Below are 16,328 nucleotides of genomic sequence, written 5' to 3'. Positions count from 1 at the left end.
TCTCCAGCAGGGAAACGGCAACGCGGTCGCGCGCCATCCCGCCATGTTAGCCGGTCGGCGGCGCGCCGGCATCCGCGTCAGGCGGCGGCGCCCAGGCTGGGCGCGCGATACGCGCCGTCGCGCAACACCGGCACGCAGCCGCTGACGCTCAGTTGCGCCGCCAGCTCCACATCGCCGGCAAAGCCGCGCTGGCTCAAATCGCAACCGGACATGCCCTGCGCCAGCTGGCGCTCCAGATCGTGGCGCGCCAGCGTGAAGGCGGCCTCCGCCGCCAGCGCTTCGGGCGACTTGCCGCCGGCCAATTGCCGGATGATGGCGCCGGCGCCGAGGAAATCCTCGTAGGCGAAGCGCAGCCGGCCATCCGGGCCGAGCTCACCGGCGGCGATCAACAGCACCGAACCGCCCTGCCGATTCAGATATTCGGCCACGGCATCGGCATTGCGCAGGCAACCGGCCAGGGTCTGCTCCGCCTCGCTGGCCAGGCTGATCGCCGCGCCGTTGAGCGATGGCAACACCAGCCGGCTGTCGGCGGCAAGAGTCTGCAGCGAAACCGGCGACAGGGACGGCTTGGCATGGCTGCGCTTGCCGGCCAGCAGCGCGCGGCTCTCGTCGGCGAAAGCCTGGGCGCCATCGGCCTGGTGGCGGTAGGGCAGCACCTGAGCGCCTCTGCCGCAGGCGATGTCGACGCAGGTGCTGAACGACAACACATCGATAACTACGCAATGCTCCGCCAGCCGGCTTAACTGCCGCGCGGCCTCCATGCCCCATTGCAGGCGCACCGAATATTCTTGTTGCGCGTAGTGCATTCCTGGTTCCGATGAAACGACAAGCCGCCAGCAGTCGGCTGGCGGCATTGGCTTTGACTTCCCGCCGCGGCGGCGGCGAGCAGCGATGCCGGTGACAGCATCGCCTGAAATATTTCTACCTAGAAGGTCAAGATCCTAACCATTGCTCGTGAAAAACTCAAAAGAATCAGGCAAAAAGCTAGCCCCAACCGCCAGGGAGGCGGGATTTATGACGCATTTCCAACACGGTCCGCCGCGCTTCAGGCCGGGCGCAGCGTCAGCAGATATTCGCCGCCATGCTCGCCCGCCCTGGCGACGATGCGGCCGTCGCCTGCCAGACCGGCGAAGTCGCCGCTGCCGCTGCCGGGCACTACGGTCAGCGTTCCGCTGACACCATGCTCCGGCGAATATATGCCGTCGTGCTTGAGCACCAGGCTGCCCCGCCTTTCCCCCCAGCGCGCCACCACGCGCTCATAGCCGATGAAAGGCACGTCGCCGCCCGCCGCCTGCGGATACAGCAGCTGGTACTCCAGCCAGCCCTCGCCCTCCAGGTTGCCGCTGAGCGCGTTGACGATGCTGGCGCGCTTGAGCTCTCCGGCGCCGTCGGTTTGCTGCAGCAACTGCTCCGTCCATTGGCTGGCCGTGAAACGGCAGGCCAGCGTGACGGGAAGATCCTTTGCCATCGCCCTCTCCCGTGATAATTCACATTGCAAGCATACCAGCTGGACCAGCGCGCAAGCATGAAAACGAAACCGCCGCCGATCCGAGAGGAAGGGCGGCGGCGACTGATGGATGAACCGGCCTCAGGCCAGCAGGCAGGACGACTGGGTATCGCTGGACAGCTTGCGCAGCTTGGGCACTTCCTGCGCGCAGCGCTCCACCGCCAGCGGGCAGCGGGTGCGGAACACGCAGCCGGACGGCGGGTTGATCGGGCTGGGCAGATCGCCTTGCAGGATCTGGATCACCTTGTTCTTTTCCAGCCGCGGATCGGGAATGGGGATGGCCGACAGCAGCGCGCGGGTATACGGGTGCGAAGGCACGTCGTACAGCGCGTGTTTCTTGGCCAGCTCCATTTCGCGGCCCAGATACATCACCAGGATGCGGTCGGAGATGTGCTTCACCACCGCCAGATCGTGGGCGATGAAGATCAGCGCCAGGCCCATCTCGCGCTGCAGCTCCTTCAACAGGTTGATGATCTGCGCCTGGATGGAAACGTCCAGCGCCGACACCGGCTCGTCGCAGATGATCAGCTTGGGCTCCAGGATCAGCGCGCGGGCGATGCCTATGCGCTGGCACTGGCCGCCGGAGAACTCGTGCGGATAGCGGTTGATCATCTGCTCACGCAGGCCCACCCGCTTCATGATGGCCTTGACCCGCTTCATCACCTCGTCCGCCGACAGCTCCGGCTTGTGCACGCGCAAGGGCTCGCCGATGATCTGCGCGATGGTCATGCGCGGGTTCAAGGACGCCAGCGGGTCCTGGAAAATCATCTGGATATCCTTGCGGACGCTCAGCCAGTCCTTGTCGCTGCCCTGGCGCAGGTCCTTGCCCATCCACACGATCTCGCCCTCGGTGGCCGGGATCAGATTCAGGATGGCGCGGGACAGCGTGGACTTGCCGCAGCCGGACTCGCCCACCACGCCCAGCGTTTCGCCGGCGTAGAGGTCGAAGCTGACGCCGTCCACCGCCTTCAGGGTCTTTCTGGGGCTCCACGGCCAGGCGTCGCCGCCCTTGACCTGGAAATGCACCTTGACGTTGCGCACCGACAGGATCGGCTGTTTGACTGCTTCAGACATGCGTCACCTCCTCGGCGGCTTTGACCAGCTCTTCCGCCGGCTTGTGACAGGCCCGCAGGATTTGCGGGTTCAGGCTGCTGGCCGCCAGCGGCGGCAGTTCGCTCACGCAGCGCGCGCTGCTGTGCACGCAACGCTCGGAGAACGGGCAGCCCTTGGGCATATTGGCCATATTCGGCGGATTGCCGGGAATGCTGACCAGCTCCGAACCATCGTGGTCCAGCCGCGGCAGCGCGCCCAACAGGCCTATGGTGTAGGGATGGCTCGGGTGGTAGAAGATGTCGTCGGCCTGGCCGTACTCCATCGCCCGGCCGCCGTACATCACCAGCACGTTCTCGCACAATCCCGCCACCACGCCAAGATCGTGGGTGATCATGATGATGGAGGTGCCGAAATCGCGCTGCAGGTCTTTCAGCAGAGTCAGGATCTGCGCCTGCACCGTCACGTCCAGCGCGGTGGTGGGCTCGTCGGCGATCAGCAGTTCCGGCTCGCACAGCAGCGCCATCGCTATCATCACCCGCTGGCGCATGCCGCCGGAGAACTCGTGCGGATACATTCCCACCCGGCGCGCGGCTTCCGGAATGCGCACCGCGTCCAGCAGCTCGATCGCGCGCTTCTTGGCGGCGCGCCGGCTCAGGCCCTTGTGCAGCTCCAGCACCTCGGTCATCTGCCGCTCCACCGTCAGGTAGGGGTTGAGCGAGGTCATCGGGTCCTGGAAGATCATCGAGATGCGATCGCCGCGGATCTTGTTCAAATCCTTGGCGCCCATCGTCAGCAGGTTCTGGCCGTGGTACAACGCTTCGCCGCTGGTTTTGCCGTTCTTGGCCAACAGGCCCATCATCGCCAGCACGGTCTGGCTCTTGCCGGAACCGGATTCGCCGACGATGCCCAGGGTCTGGCCCTTGTTCAGCTCGAAGTTCACGCCGTTGACGGCATTGACCACGCCGTCGTTGGTCTGGAACTGAACCCCGAGGTTAGTTACTTTCAGAATGCTCATGGCTTGCCTCATCTATCCTGCGGGGGTCAGCGGTCTTTCGGGTCCAGCGCGTCGCGCAGACCGTCGCCGATATAGTTGGCGCAATACAGCGTCAGCGACAACATCCCGGCCGGGAACAGCAGGATCCACGGCGTGGAGTCCATCACGCCGGCGCCGTCCTGGATCAGCACGCCCCAGCTGGTCATCGGCTCCTGCACGCCGAGGCCCAGGAAGGACAGCACCGACTCGGTCAGGATCACGCCCGGCACCGTCACCGTGGTGTAGATCACCACGATGCCCAGCAGATTGGGCACGATGTGGCGGAAGATGATCACCGGCGTGGACACGCCGATGGCGTGCGCCGCCTCGACGTACTCCTTGGACTTGATCGCCAGCGCCTGGCCGCGCACCACCCGCGCCATGTCCATCCACGAGAACACGGTGATGGTCAGCACCACCAGGTAGAACTCGCGGCCCAGCAGGGTCACCATCAGAATGGCGATCAACAGATAGGGCACCGCGTACATCATGTCGACGACACGCATCATCAGCGAGTCGATCTTGCCCCCCAGGAAGCCGGCGGTGGCGCCCCAGACGATGCCCAGGATCACCGAGGCGATGGTGGCCAACAGGCCCACCATCAGCGAGATGCGGCCGCCCACCAGGCAGCGCACCAAGAGGTCGCGCCCCAGCGCGTCGGTGCCGAACAGGTGCATATTGTGCAGGGTCGGAGCCTCGCTCATCGCATCCCAGTCGGTGTCGGCATAGCCGCTGGACAGCAGCATCGGACCGAAAATACAGGCCAGCGTGATCAGGCTGAGTATCACCAGGCTGACCACCGCCGCCTTGTTGCGGAAGAAGCGGATGCGGGCGTCGCGCCACAGGCTGCGGCCTTCGACCGCGGCTTCGCTCAGGCCGTTTTCCAGCGCCACGGCCGCGGCGGCTTGTTTTGTCTTTATCATTGCGGAATCCCCCTCAGTAACGGATCTTGGGGTCGAGCAGCGCGTAGGCCAGGTCGACGAGGAGGTTGAACAACACGGTGATCACCGTCACCAGCACCACCAGTCCCAGCACCAGCGTGTAGTCGCGGTTGGATGCGCCGTTGACGATCAGCTTGCCCAGACCCGGCAGGCCGAACACTGTCTCGGTCACCACCGCCGAGGTGATGGAGGAGATGGCCAGCGGGCCGATCACCGACACCACCGGCATCAGCGCCGGTTTCAGCGCGTGGCGCAGCACGATGGTGCGCAATGGCAGGCCCTTGGCGCGCGCGGTGCGGATGAAGTTGCTGTTCAGCACCTCGATCAGGCTGCCGCGCATCACCCGGCCTATGGTGGAAACGTTGATGAACACCAATAGCGAAACCGGCAGGATCATGAACTTGGGATTGAAATTGTCCCAGCCGCCAGCCGGCAGCCATTTCAGCCAGATGGCGAAGATCATCACCAGCACCGGCCCCAACACGAAGGACGGGAAGGCGCCGCCGATATTGCCGAACAGCATCACCAGGTAGTCGATCAGGCTGTTCTGGCGCAGCGCGGCGATGGTGCCCAACAGCACGCCCAGCACCAGCGAGATCAGGATGGCTCCGCCGCCTATGCTGGCGGACACCGGCAAGGCCTTGCTCACCAGATCGTTGACGCTCCAGTCCGCATAACGGAAGGAGGCGCCCAGATCGCCGTGCAGCAGGCTGTTGAGGTAATACAGGTATTGCTGCCACGGCGGCAGGTCAAGATGGTACTTGGCCTGCAGGTTGGCCAGCACCGCGGCGGACACCTTGCGCTCGCCGTCGAACGGGCCGCCCGGCGTCAGGTGCAGCAGCAGGTAACAGACCGTGATGACCGCCAGCAAGGTGGGGATCGTCGCCAGAATGCGTCGGAAAGTATAAGACCACATATCAAACTCCGCTTGGCAGGCGCAGGGCGACCGCGCGCCTAGGCGCGGGCCGGACTGACCGCCAATCTACATCGCAGGCCGGAGTCCGCCAGGCGGGCCTCCGGCCTCTGTTCATCCAGCGCTAGCGCTGGCCGCTTGCATCACGCTCAGTGGGCGATGATGTAGAGGTCCTTGCCCTGGTAACGATCCAGCGGGCTCTTGCCATAGCCGCCCACATAGGACTTCACCAGGCGCGGCGCGGTGTATTGCAGCAACGGCAGCATCGGGTAGTCGTCCATGATCATCTTGGTGGCCTGGGAGAACAGCTGCTTGCGCTTGGCCGGGTCCAGCGACTGGTTGCCCTGCTTGATCAGCTCTTCCGCCTTGGCGTTGCAGTTCTTGTTGTCGTTCTGGTCGTTATTGCACTGCACCAATGCCAGGAAGGTGGTGGCGTCGTTGTAGTCGGCGTTCCAGCCGTTGCGGGCGATCTGGTAGTCGCCGTCATGGCGCTTCTTCAGCAGCACCTTGAACTCCAGGCTCTCCAGCTCGGTGTTCAGTCCCAACTTGGACTTCCACTCGGAAGCGGCGAAGATCGCCATCTTCTTGTGATAGTCGTTGGTATTGTAGGTGAAGGTGACCTTGGTGCCAGGCTTGACGCCGGCTTCGGCCAACAGCTTCTTGGCCTCTTCCACCCGCTTGGCCATCGGCCATTTCACCCAGTCGTAGGTGGAGGCGTCGGCGCCGGAGATGCCGCGCACCATCACGCTATAAGCCGGAATCTGGCCATCGGCGGTGATCTTCTTGGCCAGGATGTCGCGGTCGATCACCATCGACAGCGCCTTGCGCACGCGCACGTCCTTCAGCAGCGGGTCCTTGTTGTTGAAGGAGTAGTAACGCAGCGCCAGGAATTCGGCGTTGCGGATTTCCTTCGGATACTGGGCCTTGTACTTGTCGAAGGTGCCCGGCGGCAATTGCTGCACATAATCGTTTTGGCCGGACTCATACAACTTGACGTCGGCGTTGCTGTCCTCGATCGGCAGATAGGTGATCTTGGTCAGCTGCACATCCTTGGCACCCCAGTAGCTCGGGTTCTTCACCGTGATGATCTTGCTGTTGACCTGCCAGTCTTTCAGCTGGAACGGACCGTTGCTGACCATCTTGCCCGGCTTGGTCCAGTCCTTGCCGTACTTGTCGATGACGGCCTTGGGCAGCGGGGCCAGCTGGGTATTGGCCACCAGCGACGGCAGGAACAACACCGGATACGGGGTCTTCACTTCCAGCGTGTACTTGTCCACCGCCTTCACGCCCAGCGTGGCGGCCGGCTTCTTGCCTTCGGCGATTTCCTTGCCGTTGACGATGAACATGCCGTAGGTGGTGGCGTACGGCGAAGCGGTTTTCGGATCGACGAAGCGCTGCCAGCCATAGACGAAGTCGCCGGCGGTCACCCCGCTGCCGTCGGACCACTTGGCGTTCTTGCGCAGGTGGAACACCCAGGTGGTGGCGTCGGTCTGCTTCCAGCTTTCGGCCACGCCGGGCACAACCTTGCCGTAAGCGTCCAGACCAGTCAGACCTTCGAACAGATCGGCGGTGATGGTGTTGGCGGGAACCGATTCGGCCACCACCGGATCCAGGGTTTCCGGCTCGGAGCCGGTGTTGCGGGTGAATTCCTGCTTGGCGGCCAACTTGACGCCGGCCGGCACCTTGGCGGCAAACACGGAACCCGAGGCCATGGCCAGCGCGACGGCGGCGGCGATCACCTGCAGCGATTGCTTATTAGACATCTCTACTCTCCTGATTCTGTAGCATCCCGTGACAACGGGTTGTTCGAATTTTTTCACTCGATTGTATCCAGAGTGGGTCCGCAGATTATGCGCAGAGGGTTTTGAATACTTCAAGCCCCAAAACCCATAATGTGCCATTCATTTTTCTCACGCCGGACAATTTGTCCGACAATAGACTATCAATGCAAATCAATGGCTTGATTATGCATGTCTTTTTATACGCACGACATGTAGCCATGTCGAATGCTATTGCCTGATCCGAGCAAATATCATGATGCAAAGACGTCCGCCGCCGCTGCGTTCCCAGCCGGATCATCATCCCCTGATTTGCAGGCTATGCTGCTTTCGCTAATTCCCCCGTCCCAATCGCATAAAATGCAAAAAGCCGCCCAAAAGCGGCTTTTTGCGACTGCATTTCTGCAATCAGCGCTGCAAACGCCAGGCGATCTCCTCGCCGGCGCGCAGCGGCACCAGCATATCGCCCGGATACGCCAGCTCGGCCGGCACGGTCCAGCTTTCCTTCACCAGCGTGACGCGGTCCGGATTGGCCGGCAGGCCGTAGAAGGCCGGACCGTTGAGGCTGGCGAATGCCTCCAGCCTGTCTAGCGCGCCGGCCGCCTCAAAGGCCTCGGCGTACAGTTCTATCGCGGCATTGGCGGTGTACATGCCGGCGCAGCCGCAGGCCGCCTCCTTGGCGCCCTTGGCGTGCGGCGCGCTGTCGGTGCCGAGGAAGAACTTGGCCGAGCCCGACGTGGCTGCCTTGACCAGCGCCTGTCGATGCAGTTCGCGCTTCAATACCGGCAGGCAGTAATGATGCGGACGGATGCCGCCGACGAACAGCGCGTTGCGGTTCATCAGCAGGTGGTGGGCGGTGATCGTAGCCGCGACATTGGCCGGCGCGGCGGCGACGAACTCGGCGGCCTCGCGGGTGGTGATGTGCTCGAACACCACTTTCAGATCCGGCAGCTTTTGCAGCAGCGGCTTCATCACCTGCTCGATGAACGCCGCCTCGCGGTCGAACACGTCGATTTCCGCCGCCGTCACTTCGCCGTGCACCAGCAACGGCATGCCGACCTCCGCCATCGCCTGCAACGCCGGCATCGCGCGGGCAACATCGGTGACGCCATGGTCTGAGTTGGTGGTGGCGCCGGCCGGATACAGCTTGACGCCATGGACGAAACCGCTGGACTTCGCCAAGCGGATTTCATCCGGGCTGGTCTTGTCGGTCAGGTATAGCGTCATCAGCGGCTCGAAGGCGCTGCCGGCCGGGCGCGCCGCCAGGATGCGCTCGCGGTAGGCGGCGGCGGCGGCCACGGTGGTGACCGGCGGCTTGAGATTGGGCATAACGATGGCACGGCCCATCTGGCGACAGGTGTCGGGCAGCACGGCGGCCAGCGCGGCGTCGTCGCGCAGGTGCAGGTGCCAGTCGTCGGGGCGGATCAGGGTGAGTGTCTGCATGGTCGGTGGCTTGGCGTATCCTAGGGATAAAAGAATGGCGACGGAAAAGCCGTCGCCTGTCTGCTTATTTGCGCTTGAGCACCATCCGGAACTTGCCCTCGCCGGTAGTGGTCGATTCGAGCAGGCCGTTGCCGGTCTGGCGGCAGAAGGCCTCGAAGTCCTTGGGCGCGCCCGGGTCGGTGGCGATCACCTCCAGCACGCTGCCGCTCGCCATGTCGGCCAGCGCCTTCTTGGCGCGCAGGATGGGTAGCGGGCAGTTGAGGCCGGAAAGATCAATGTGCTTGTCGGGAGTCATGGGCCGGTGTCCTGAGCCATATCGCGTTACAATGAATGAATACGGGCCCTGCACGCAGTGCGGACCGGTGGTAGCCGTATAGTTTACGCCAGTCGTCAAGCCTCACCCAAATCGGTCTTCAACATGTGCATCATCGCTTTTGCCTACAAGACGCCGGGCATGGGCCAGCTGGTACTGCTGGCCAACCGGGACGAATACTACGCCCGCCCCGCCGCGCCGCTGGACTGGTGGCCGGAATACCCGCACACGCTGGGCGGGCGCGACCTGCAATCCGGCGGCAGCTGGATGATGGTGGACGGGCGCAACCGCTTCGCCGCCGTCACCAATTTCCGCGACGGCTTCCCGGCCAAGGCCGAGCGCTCGCGCGGCGAGCTGGTGGAGCGCTTCGTCGTCGGCGACGACGACCCGTTCACCTTCGCCGACTGGCTGCGCGCCGAACATCACCGCTACGCGCCGTTCAACCTGCTGTTCGGCCATACCTCGGACCTGTTCTTCTTCCACAGCCGCACCGCGCAGATCGCGCGCGTCACCCCGGGCGTCCACACGCTGTCCAACGCCACACTGGACACGCCGTGGTTCAAGAGCCAGCGGCTGGCGGAGTACCTGCGCGAATTCCGGCGGCTGCCGACGGAAGACCAGGCCTATGCCGCATTATCCGACCCCACCCCCGCCGGTCCCGGCCAGTTGCCGAATACCCGCATCGGCCTGGCGCTGGAGAAGACGCTGTCGCCCATCTTCATCCAGGGCCGCGACTACGGCACCCGCGCCTCGATGCTGCTGACGGTGTCCAGCCGCGGCGACATCCAGTTTTCCGAACTGAGCTGGGGCCTGGCGGGCCGAGAAACCGACCGCCGCAACTACAACCTGCGCGCCGGCCAGGCGCGCTGATCCGGAGCACCCGAATTGAAAGTCATCCATACCCTGCCGGCCCTGCTGGCGCTATGCCTGAGCCTGGCCGCGCACGCCGAAGGCCGGGTCATCAAGAACGACAACTACGCCTTCGGCGACGACGACAAGCCGTGGCAGGAGGAAGCCTACGCGCTGCCCGGCTATCCGCAGAGCGCGGATTGGGTGGAAGTGAAGCCGGACTGGCTGCAGAGCAACCGCTTCTTCGTCGACGGCAAGTCGCTGAGTGTGGGCAAGGACGGCGTGGTGCGCTACATCGGCAAGGTGCTCAGCTCCAACGCGGTGGAGAACCTCAGCGTCGAGGGCATCCAATGCAAGGACAACAAGTACCGCGCCTACGGCTTCGGCGACAGCGTCAACCAGCGCTGGATCGAGCCGATGCGGCCCTTGTGGCAGGACATCGGCTACGGCGACAAGCTCAGGCGCGAACTGCGCGAGCTGCTGTGCCCATCGCACAGCGCTCCGCGCGACGCCGCCGAGGCGCTGAAATCGCTGCGCAAGGGATCCTGACAGCCTGACGGCGGAACGCCTGCCGCGCAGGCTTCCGCCCTAGGCCTTCCACTCGCCGCTGTTGCCGCCCGCCTTCTCCAGCAAGCGGACGCCGTCGATGACCATGCCGCGGTCCGCCGCCTTGCACATGTCGTAGATGGTCAGCAGGCCGATGTTGACCGCAGTCAGCGCCTCCATCTCCACCCCGGTCTGGCCGTTGCATTCGGCCGTCACCACGATCCGCACCGCCGACTCCGCGTCCAGCAGTTCGAACTCGACAGCCAGCCGCGTCAACCCGATGGGATGGCATAGCGGGATCAGGTCCCAGGTCTTCTTGGCCGCCATGATGGCGGCGACGCGGGCGATGGCCAGCACATCGCCTTTCTTGTGTCCGCCGCCCCGCACCAACTGGAAAGTGGCCGGCAACATGCGGATGAAACCCTCAGCCACCGCGCGGCGCCGGCTGACGCCCTTGGCGCCGACATCGACCATATGCGCCTGGCCGGAAGCGTCGAAATGGGTAAGCTCCGCCATCCGCGGCTCCTCAATAATCAGAAAATGGACGTGAAAAAGCCCGCTGCGTTAGCGCAGCAGGCGGAAAATCAGCCAGAAGCAGGCCACGATCGCCAGCAGGCCGCCGCTCCAGCGGGCAATGCCGCGCATGCGGCGCAGGTAGCCGCGGTCGCCGGTCAGCGCGAAGCAGACCAGAGCCCAACCCAGCGCCAGAATGGTCGCCAGCAGCCACAAGCGCCAGAAACCGAACATGGCGCTACTCTACGCGCGGCAGCTGGTGGAAGCTGGACGGCGCGTCCAGCGGGTCGTCGAAGCTGGCGAACTCCCAGGCGTCCGGCGTTTCCAGCAGCTTGCGCAGCAGCTTGTTGTTCATCGCGTGGCCGGATTTGTGGCCGGAGAAGGCCGCGATCAACGGATGGCCGACGATGTACAGGTCGCCGATGGCGTCCAGGATCTTGTGGCGGACGAACTCGTCCGGAAAGCGCAGGCCCTCCGGATTGAGCACGTACTCGTCGTCGATGACGATGGCGTTGTCCAAGCTGCCGCCGCGGCCCAGGCCGTGGCTGCGCATGTACTCCACCTCGTGCATGAAGCCGAAGGTGCGGGCGCGGCTGATCTCGTCGATATAGGAATGATGGGCGAAGTCCACCTCCACCGTCTGCGGCGCCAGATTGAACGCCGGATGGTTGAAATCGATGGACAGCGTGACCTTGAAACCGTCGTGCGGGTCCAGCCGGACCCACACGCCGCGGTCGTCGGCGACCGACACGGCCTCCTTGACGCGGATGAAGCGCTTCTTCTTGTGCTGCTCGACCACTCCGACCGACTGCAACAGGTAGACGAAGGGCGCGGCGGAGCCATCCATGATGGGGATCTCCGCCGCCGTCACCTCGACGATCAGGTTGTCGATGCCGAAGCCGGCCAACGCCGACATCAAATGCTCGATCGTGCCGACACGCACGCCGGTGTCCGTCACCAGCGTGGAGGAGAGGCGCGTGTCGTTCACGAGCGAGGGTTGCGCTTTCACATCGACCGGCTCGGGCAAGTCGGTACGACGGAAAACGATGCCGGTATCGGGCGGCGCCGGCAGCAGGGTGAGCTTCACCCGCTCGCCGGAATGCAGACCGACGCCCGTGGCGCGGATCGCTTGTTTCAGCGTGCGCTGCAGTATCATTTCAGGCTACTCAACCAGACGGGAAAACCCGATTCTAGCATAGCGACTGCCTATGCTTTATTGATTGATTCGCTAGGATGAATAGCGTTTCTCTATCCGTTCCCTCTCAGTCGGCCTGCTTGCGCAGAAAGGCCGGGATGTCGTAGCTCTCGCTGACTTCCGGATTGGAAAAGTCCAGCGACGGCGACGAGCGGCGACGGCCGGTGCGCATGATGGCCGGCGCGTCCAGGTCTTCGTAGTTGACCATTTCCACCGCGCGGTCATCGGTGCCGGTCTTGACGATCTTGATGTATTCCGGGCGGTCTTCGTTGCGGGAAGAGGACTTCTTCTGTCCCAGACCGGTGGCGATCAGCGTCACGCGGATGGTGTCCTCCGGCATGTCTTCCACTTCGGCGGTGCCGAATTTGATCTGCGCCTCTTCGTCGGCGTACTGGCGGACGATGCCCATGATCTCGCGGTACTCGCTCATCTTCAGGCAACCCGGCGCGGTGGAGATGTTCACCAGCACGCCGCGCGCGCCTTCCAGCGTGATGTTGTCGAGCAACGGGCTGGCCACCGCCTGTTCCGCCGCCACGCGGGCGCGGTCGATGCCGGAAGCGTAGGCGGAGCCCATCATCGCCAGGCCCATTTCGCACATCACGGTGCGCACGTCGGCGAAGTCGACGTTGATCAGGCCCGGGCAGGTAATCACTTCGGCGATGCCGGCCACCGCGCCCTTGAGCACGTCGTCGGCGGCGCGGAACGCTTCGCGCATGGTGACGTCGTCGCCCAGCACTTCCATCAGCTTCTCGTTGGGGATCACGATCAGCGAATCGACGTGCTTCTTCAGGTCTTCGATGCCGTTCTGCGCGACTTTCATGCGCTTGCCTTCGTGGTCGAACGGACGGGTGACCACGCCTACGGTCAGGATGCCCATTTCCTTAGCCACTTCGGCAACAACGGGCGCAGCCCCTGTACCTGTCCCGCCGCCCATGCCCGCGGTGACGAACACCATATTGGCGCCGCGCAGGGTCTCGGCGATGCGTTCGCGGTCTTCCAGCGCCGCGCTGCGGCCCACTTCCGGATTGGCGCCGGCGCCCAGCCCGCGCGTCAGATTGGTGCCCAGCTGCAGCTTCTGCGGCGCACGGTTGCGCTGCAGCGACTGCGCGTCGGTGTTGGCGCAGATGAATTCCACGCCGTGCACATTGCCCACGATCATGTTGTCGATGGCGTTGCAACCGCCGCCGCCGACGCCGATCACCTTGATCACGGCCGAGCTGGCCGTTTCCTGCATCACTTCGAATACCATTCCGCTCATTTTCCTCTCCTCAACATAAGATGAGCCACTAACCGTGTTTACTGCGCCCGAATTACCGCGCCGCCGCACCTGCGTGCCGGCGCTTCCTTGCCGCTTAGAAGTTCCCGGCGAACCAGGCCTTCATCTTGCCGAACAACTGTCCCACGCCAGCCGATTCCGTCTTGCTGTGCGGACCCGCATAACCCTGGATCTGGTCCTTGCCATACAACAGCAGACCGACGCCGGTGGAGAAGCGTGGGGTCTTGACCACCTCGGCCAGGCCGCCGACGTACTTGGGCACGCCGACGCGCACCGGCAGGTGGAACACCTCCTCGGCCAGTTCCACCATCCCCGGCATCAGGCTGGCGCCGCCGGTCAGCACCATCCCCGACGACAGCAATTCCTCGAAGCCGCTGCGGCGCAGCTCCTGCTGCACCAGCTGGAACAGCTCCTCCACCCGCGGCTCTATCACTTCGGCCAGCGTGGCGCGCGACATCTGGCGCGGACCGCGCTCGCCGACGCCCGGCACTTCAATCATCTGCGCCGGATCGGCCATCGCCACCAGCGACACGCCGTGCTGGATCTTGATGTCCTCGGCTTCCTTGGTGGGCGTGCGCAACGCCATCGCGATATCGTTGGTGATCTGGTCGCCGGCGATCGGGATCACCGCGGTGTGGCGGATCGCGCCGCCCACGTACACGGCGATGTCGGTGGTGCCGCCGCCGATGTCGATCAGGCACACACCCAGATCCTTCTCGTCCTCCGACAGCACCGCGATGGCCGAGGCCATCGGCTGCAGCACCAGGTCGGACACTTCCAGACCGCAGCGGCGCACGCACTTGGTGACGTTCTGCGCGGCGGACACCGCGCCGGTGACGATGTGCACCTTGGCTTCCAGCCGCACGCCGCTCATGCCCAGCGGCTCGCGCACGCCCTCCTGGCCGTCGATGCTGTATTCCTGGGTCAGGATGTGCAGCACCTGGTGGTCGGGCGGAATGGTCACGGCGCGCGCAGTTTCGATCACGCGGTCGATGTCCATCTTGGTGACTTCGCGATCCTTGATCGCCACCATGCCGTGCGAATTCACGCTCTTGATGTGGCTGCCGGCGATGCCGACGAACACCTCGTGAATCTTGCAGTCGGCCATCAGCTCGGCCTCTTCCAGCGCGCGCTGGATCGCCTGCACCGTCGACTCGATGTTCACCACCATGCCGCGCTTCAAGCCGCGCGACGGCGTGTGTCCCATGCCGACGATATTCAGCTGGCCGTCCTCCAGCACCTCCGCGACGATCGCCACGATCTTCGAGGTGCCGATGTCCAGGCCAACCAGCATGTTCTTGCTTTCCTTTGGTTTGCTCACCTGTCGCTCCAACGCCTAATCACTTGTTTCCCTTGACCGGCGGCGCCTTGTAATCAGGCATCCGCACAGCGAATCCGTTCGGGTAGCGCATGTCTACGTATTCGATGTGATACGGCAACAACGCCAACCGGCTTTTCCAGTACGTGGCGAAGCGCTCTGCGCGCGCCGCCGCGTCGTTACGTCCCAATTCCAGCTGCAGCTGGTTATCCAGCACCACTTTCCACGCCCGCCGCGACGACAGCCACAACTCGCGCGGGGCCAGGCCCGACGGCTGCAGCGCCTGCCGCAGATCGGTCAGCATCGCCGTCATGTCCTTCTCGGCGCCGGCCGGCCCGTAAAACACCGGCAGCTTGGCGTCGCTGGCGGCGTCGAAACGCTCGCCGCGGGTGTTGACCAAACCGTTTTCTCCCCAGCGCGCCAGCGCCACATGCTCCTCCACCGTGATGTCCAGCGCGTCCGGCCAGCGCCGCCTCACCTGCGCGTCTCGCACCCAGGGCAGCTTGCCGAAGGCGGACCGCGTCTTGTCGATGTCCAGCGTGAAGAAGGTGCCGGCCAGCTCATGCTCCGCGATGAATTTCAGCTGTTCCGCCGTCACCCGGTTCATGTCGCCCTGAATCCGTATCTTCTTCACCGGGAACACCGGCGCGTGCGTCAGCCAGAATCCCCCCGCATACAGCAACATCAGCGCTGCAGCGCCCAGCATCATATTGGCCAGGCTTCTGAGCAGCCGATGGTTATCCCACATGCACCGTATCCAATACCTTCAGGCACAGGTCTTCGTAACTGATGCCTTCCGCCCGCGCCGCCATCGGCACCAGGCTGTGGCTGGTCATGCCCGGATTGGTGTTCACTTCCAGCAGATAGATGCCGCCTGCCTCGTCCATCAGGAAATCCACCCGGCTCCAGCCGCGGCAACCCAATACCTTGAACGCCTGCAGCGCCAGTTCGCGCGCCTTCGCCTCCACCTCCGGCGCCAGGCCGGACGGACAGCGGTAAACGGTGTCGTCGCGGAAATACTTGGCCTGGTAGTCGTAGTACTCGGTGGCCGGCTCGATCTTGATGGTCGGATAGGCCACGTCGTCTATCACCGCGCAGGTGTACTCGCCGCCGCCGATGAATTGCTCGGCGATGACGATGCCGTCGTACTTGCGCGCCTCTTGATACGCCGCCTTCAGTTCGCCCGCCCGCTTGACCTTGGTCACCCCTATGCTGGAGCCCTCGGTGGACGGCTTGACGAAAATCGGCAGGCCCAGCTTCGCCTCGACGGCGGCGAAATCGCTGTCGTCGTTCAGCAGTTCGAACGCCGGGATCGGCAGGCCGGCGCCCTTCCACAACAGCTTGGTGCGCCACTTGTCCATGCAGATGGCCGAAGCCATCACGCCGCAGCCGGTGTACGGCACACCCAATGCCTCCAGCGCGCCCTGCAAGGTGCCGTCCTCGCCGAACGGGCCGTGCAGGATGTTGAACACGCTGCTGAAACCCTCTTCCTTCAACGCCGCCAGCGGCTTTTCCGCCGGGTCGAACTTGTGGGCGTCCACGCCCTTGGCCAGCAATGCCGAGAGCACGCCGTTGCCACTCATCAGCGACACTTCGCGCTCGGACGAGCCTCCGCCCATCAACACCGCCACTTTGCCGTACTGCTTCATC

General features: G+C 64.2%; 18 protein-coding genes. 2 read left to right on the top strand and 16 right to left on the bottom strand.

Translation table 11 applies throughout. The features are described from left to right. Positions 1–77: 77 nt before the first annotated feature. The 9 genes from BI344_RS05790 to BI344_RS05750 all read right to left on the bottom strand — a co-directional run bounded on the left by BI344_RS05790 (position 78) and on the right by BI344_RS05750 (position 8,963). Positions 78–806 (bottom strand): 2-phosphosulfolactate phosphatase, encoded by a 729-nt coding sequence (locus tag BI344_RS05790; RefSeq protein ID WP_071111956.1) that lies wholly within the window; start codon positions 804–806, stop codon positions 78–80. Between the two features lie 239 nt (positions 807–1,045). Next, positions 1,046–1,468 (bottom strand): DUF3224 domain-containing protein, encoded by a 423-nt coding sequence (locus BI344_RS05785; RefSeq protein WP_071111955.1) that lies wholly within the window; start codon positions 1,466–1,468, stop codon positions 1,046–1,048. 120 nt (positions 1,469–1,588) lie between these two features. Beyond that, the gene (gene oppF / locus BI344_RS05780) at positions 1,589–2,581 is read right to left on the bottom strand and encodes a murein tripeptide/oligopeptide ABC transporter ATP binding protein OppF (RefSeq protein ID WP_071111954.1); all 993 of its coding nucleotides are present in this window, start codon (positions 2,579–2,581) and stop codon (positions 1,589–1,591) included. Beyond that, positions 2,574–3,575 (bottom strand): oligopeptide/dipeptide ABC transporter ATP-binding protein, encoded by a 1,002-nt coding sequence (locus BI344_RS05775; protein WP_071111953.1) that lies wholly within the window; start codon positions 3,573–3,575, stop codon positions 2,574–2,576. The genes oppF and BI344_RS05775 overlap by 8 nt, the downstream gene beginning before the upstream one ends. A 26-nt stretch (positions 3,576–3,601) precedes the next feature. Continuing rightward, positions 3,602–4,516, bottom strand: coding sequence for an ABC transporter permease subunit (locus BI344_RS05770; RefSeq protein WP_071111952.1), 915 nt, complete (start codon positions 4,514–4,516; stop codon positions 3,602–3,604). A 13-nt stretch (positions 4,517–4,529) separates the two neighbouring features. Beyond that, on the bottom strand, positions 4,530–5,450 hold the full coding sequence (gene oppB, locus BI344_RS05765) for an oligopeptide ABC transporter permease OppB (protein WP_071111951.1): 921 nt from the start codon (positions 5,448–5,450) through the stop codon (positions 4,530–4,532). A 146-nt stretch (positions 5,451–5,596) separates the two neighbouring features. After that, positions 5,597–7,210, bottom strand: a complete 1,614-nt coding sequence (locus BI344_RS05760; RefSeq protein ID WP_071111950.1) for a peptide ABC transporter substrate-binding protein — start codon at positions 7,208–7,210, stop codon at positions 5,597–5,599. 423 nt (positions 7,211–7,633) lie between these two features. After that, positions 7,634–8,668, bottom strand: coding sequence for a dihydroorotase (gene pyrC, locus BI344_RS05755; protein WP_071111949.1), 1,035 nt, complete (start codon positions 8,666–8,668; stop codon positions 7,634–7,636). 64 nt (positions 8,669–8,732) lie between these two features. Then, a complete protein-coding gene (locus BI344_RS05750) occupies positions 8,733–8,963 on the bottom strand; it encodes a sulfurtransferase TusA family protein (protein ID WP_071111948.1) in 231 nt (76 codons plus the stop codon). Positions 8,964–9,086: 123 nt separating this feature from the next. Between BI344_RS05750 and BI344_RS05745 the strand changes: the two genes are divergently transcribed. Then, positions 9,087–9,851: an NRDE family protein gene (locus BI344_RS05745; protein WP_071111947.1), complete on the top strand. Its 765-nt coding sequence runs from the start codon at positions 9,087–9,089 to the stop codon at positions 9,849–9,851. 15 nt (positions 9,852–9,866) lie between these two features. Further along, positions 9,867–10,379 carry a CNP1-like family protein gene (locus tag BI344_RS05740; RefSeq protein ID WP_071111946.1) on the top strand — a complete coding sequence of 171 codons (513 nt, stop codon included), beginning with the start codon at positions 9,867–9,869 and terminating at the stop codon, positions 10,377–10,379. 39 nt (positions 10,380–10,418) lie between these two features. Here the strand turns inward: BI344_RS05740 and moaC are convergent, their stop codons facing one another. The 7 genes from moaC to BI344_RS05705 all read right to left on the bottom strand — a co-directional run bounded on the left by moaC (position 10,419) and on the right by BI344_RS05705 (position 16,327). Further along, positions 10,419–10,892: a cyclic pyranopterin monophosphate synthase MoaC gene (gene moaC, locus BI344_RS05735; RefSeq protein ID WP_071111945.1), complete on the bottom strand. Its 474-nt coding sequence runs from the start codon at positions 10,890–10,892 to the stop codon at positions 10,419–10,421. A 48-nt stretch (positions 10,893–10,940) separates the two neighbouring features. Continuing rightward, positions 10,941–11,123, bottom strand: coding sequence for a hypothetical protein (locus tag BI344_RS05730; RefSeq protein ID WP_071111944.1), 183 nt, complete (start codon positions 11,121–11,123; stop codon positions 10,941–10,943). Positions 11,124–11,127: 4 nt separating this feature from the next. Continuing rightward, positions 11,128–12,042, bottom strand: a complete 915-nt coding sequence (gene lpxC / locus BI344_RS05725; RefSeq protein ID WP_071112087.1) for a UDP-3-O-acyl-N-acetylglucosamine deacetylase — start codon at positions 12,040–12,042, stop codon at positions 11,128–11,130. A 109-nt stretch (positions 12,043–12,151) separates the two neighbouring features. Then, complete coding sequence (gene ftsZ / locus BI344_RS05720; RefSeq protein ID WP_071111943.1) at positions 12,152–13,342, bottom strand: cell division protein FtsZ; 1,191 nt, start codon at positions 13,340–13,342, stop codon at positions 12,152–12,154. 94 nt (positions 13,343–13,436) lie between these two features. Then, positions 13,437–14,681 (bottom strand): cell division protein FtsA, encoded by a 1,245-nt coding sequence (gene ftsA, locus BI344_RS05715; protein WP_071111942.1) that lies wholly within the window; start codon positions 14,679–14,681, stop codon positions 13,437–13,439. 19 nt (positions 14,682–14,700) lie between these two features. After that, positions 14,701–15,426 (bottom strand): cell division protein FtsQ/DivIB, encoded by a 726-nt coding sequence (locus BI344_RS05710; protein ID WP_071111941.1) that lies wholly within the window; start codon positions 15,424–15,426, stop codon positions 14,701–14,703. Next, positions 15,416–16,327: a D-alanine--D-alanine ligase gene (locus BI344_RS05705; protein WP_071111940.1), complete on the bottom strand. Its 912-nt coding sequence runs from the start codon at positions 16,325–16,327 to the stop codon at positions 15,416–15,418. Before BI344_RS05705 ends, BI344_RS05710 begins: the two co-directional genes overlap by 11 nt. Between the last annotated feature and the right edge of the window lies 1 nt (position 16,328).

Source organism: Chromobacterium sphagni (genome assembly GCF_001855555.1).
Classification (GTDB): Bacteria; Pseudomonadota; Gammaproteobacteria; order Burkholderiales; family Chromobacteriaceae; genus Chromobacterium; species Chromobacterium sphagni.
This window is presented reverse-complemented; position numbering and strand designations above follow the sequence as displayed.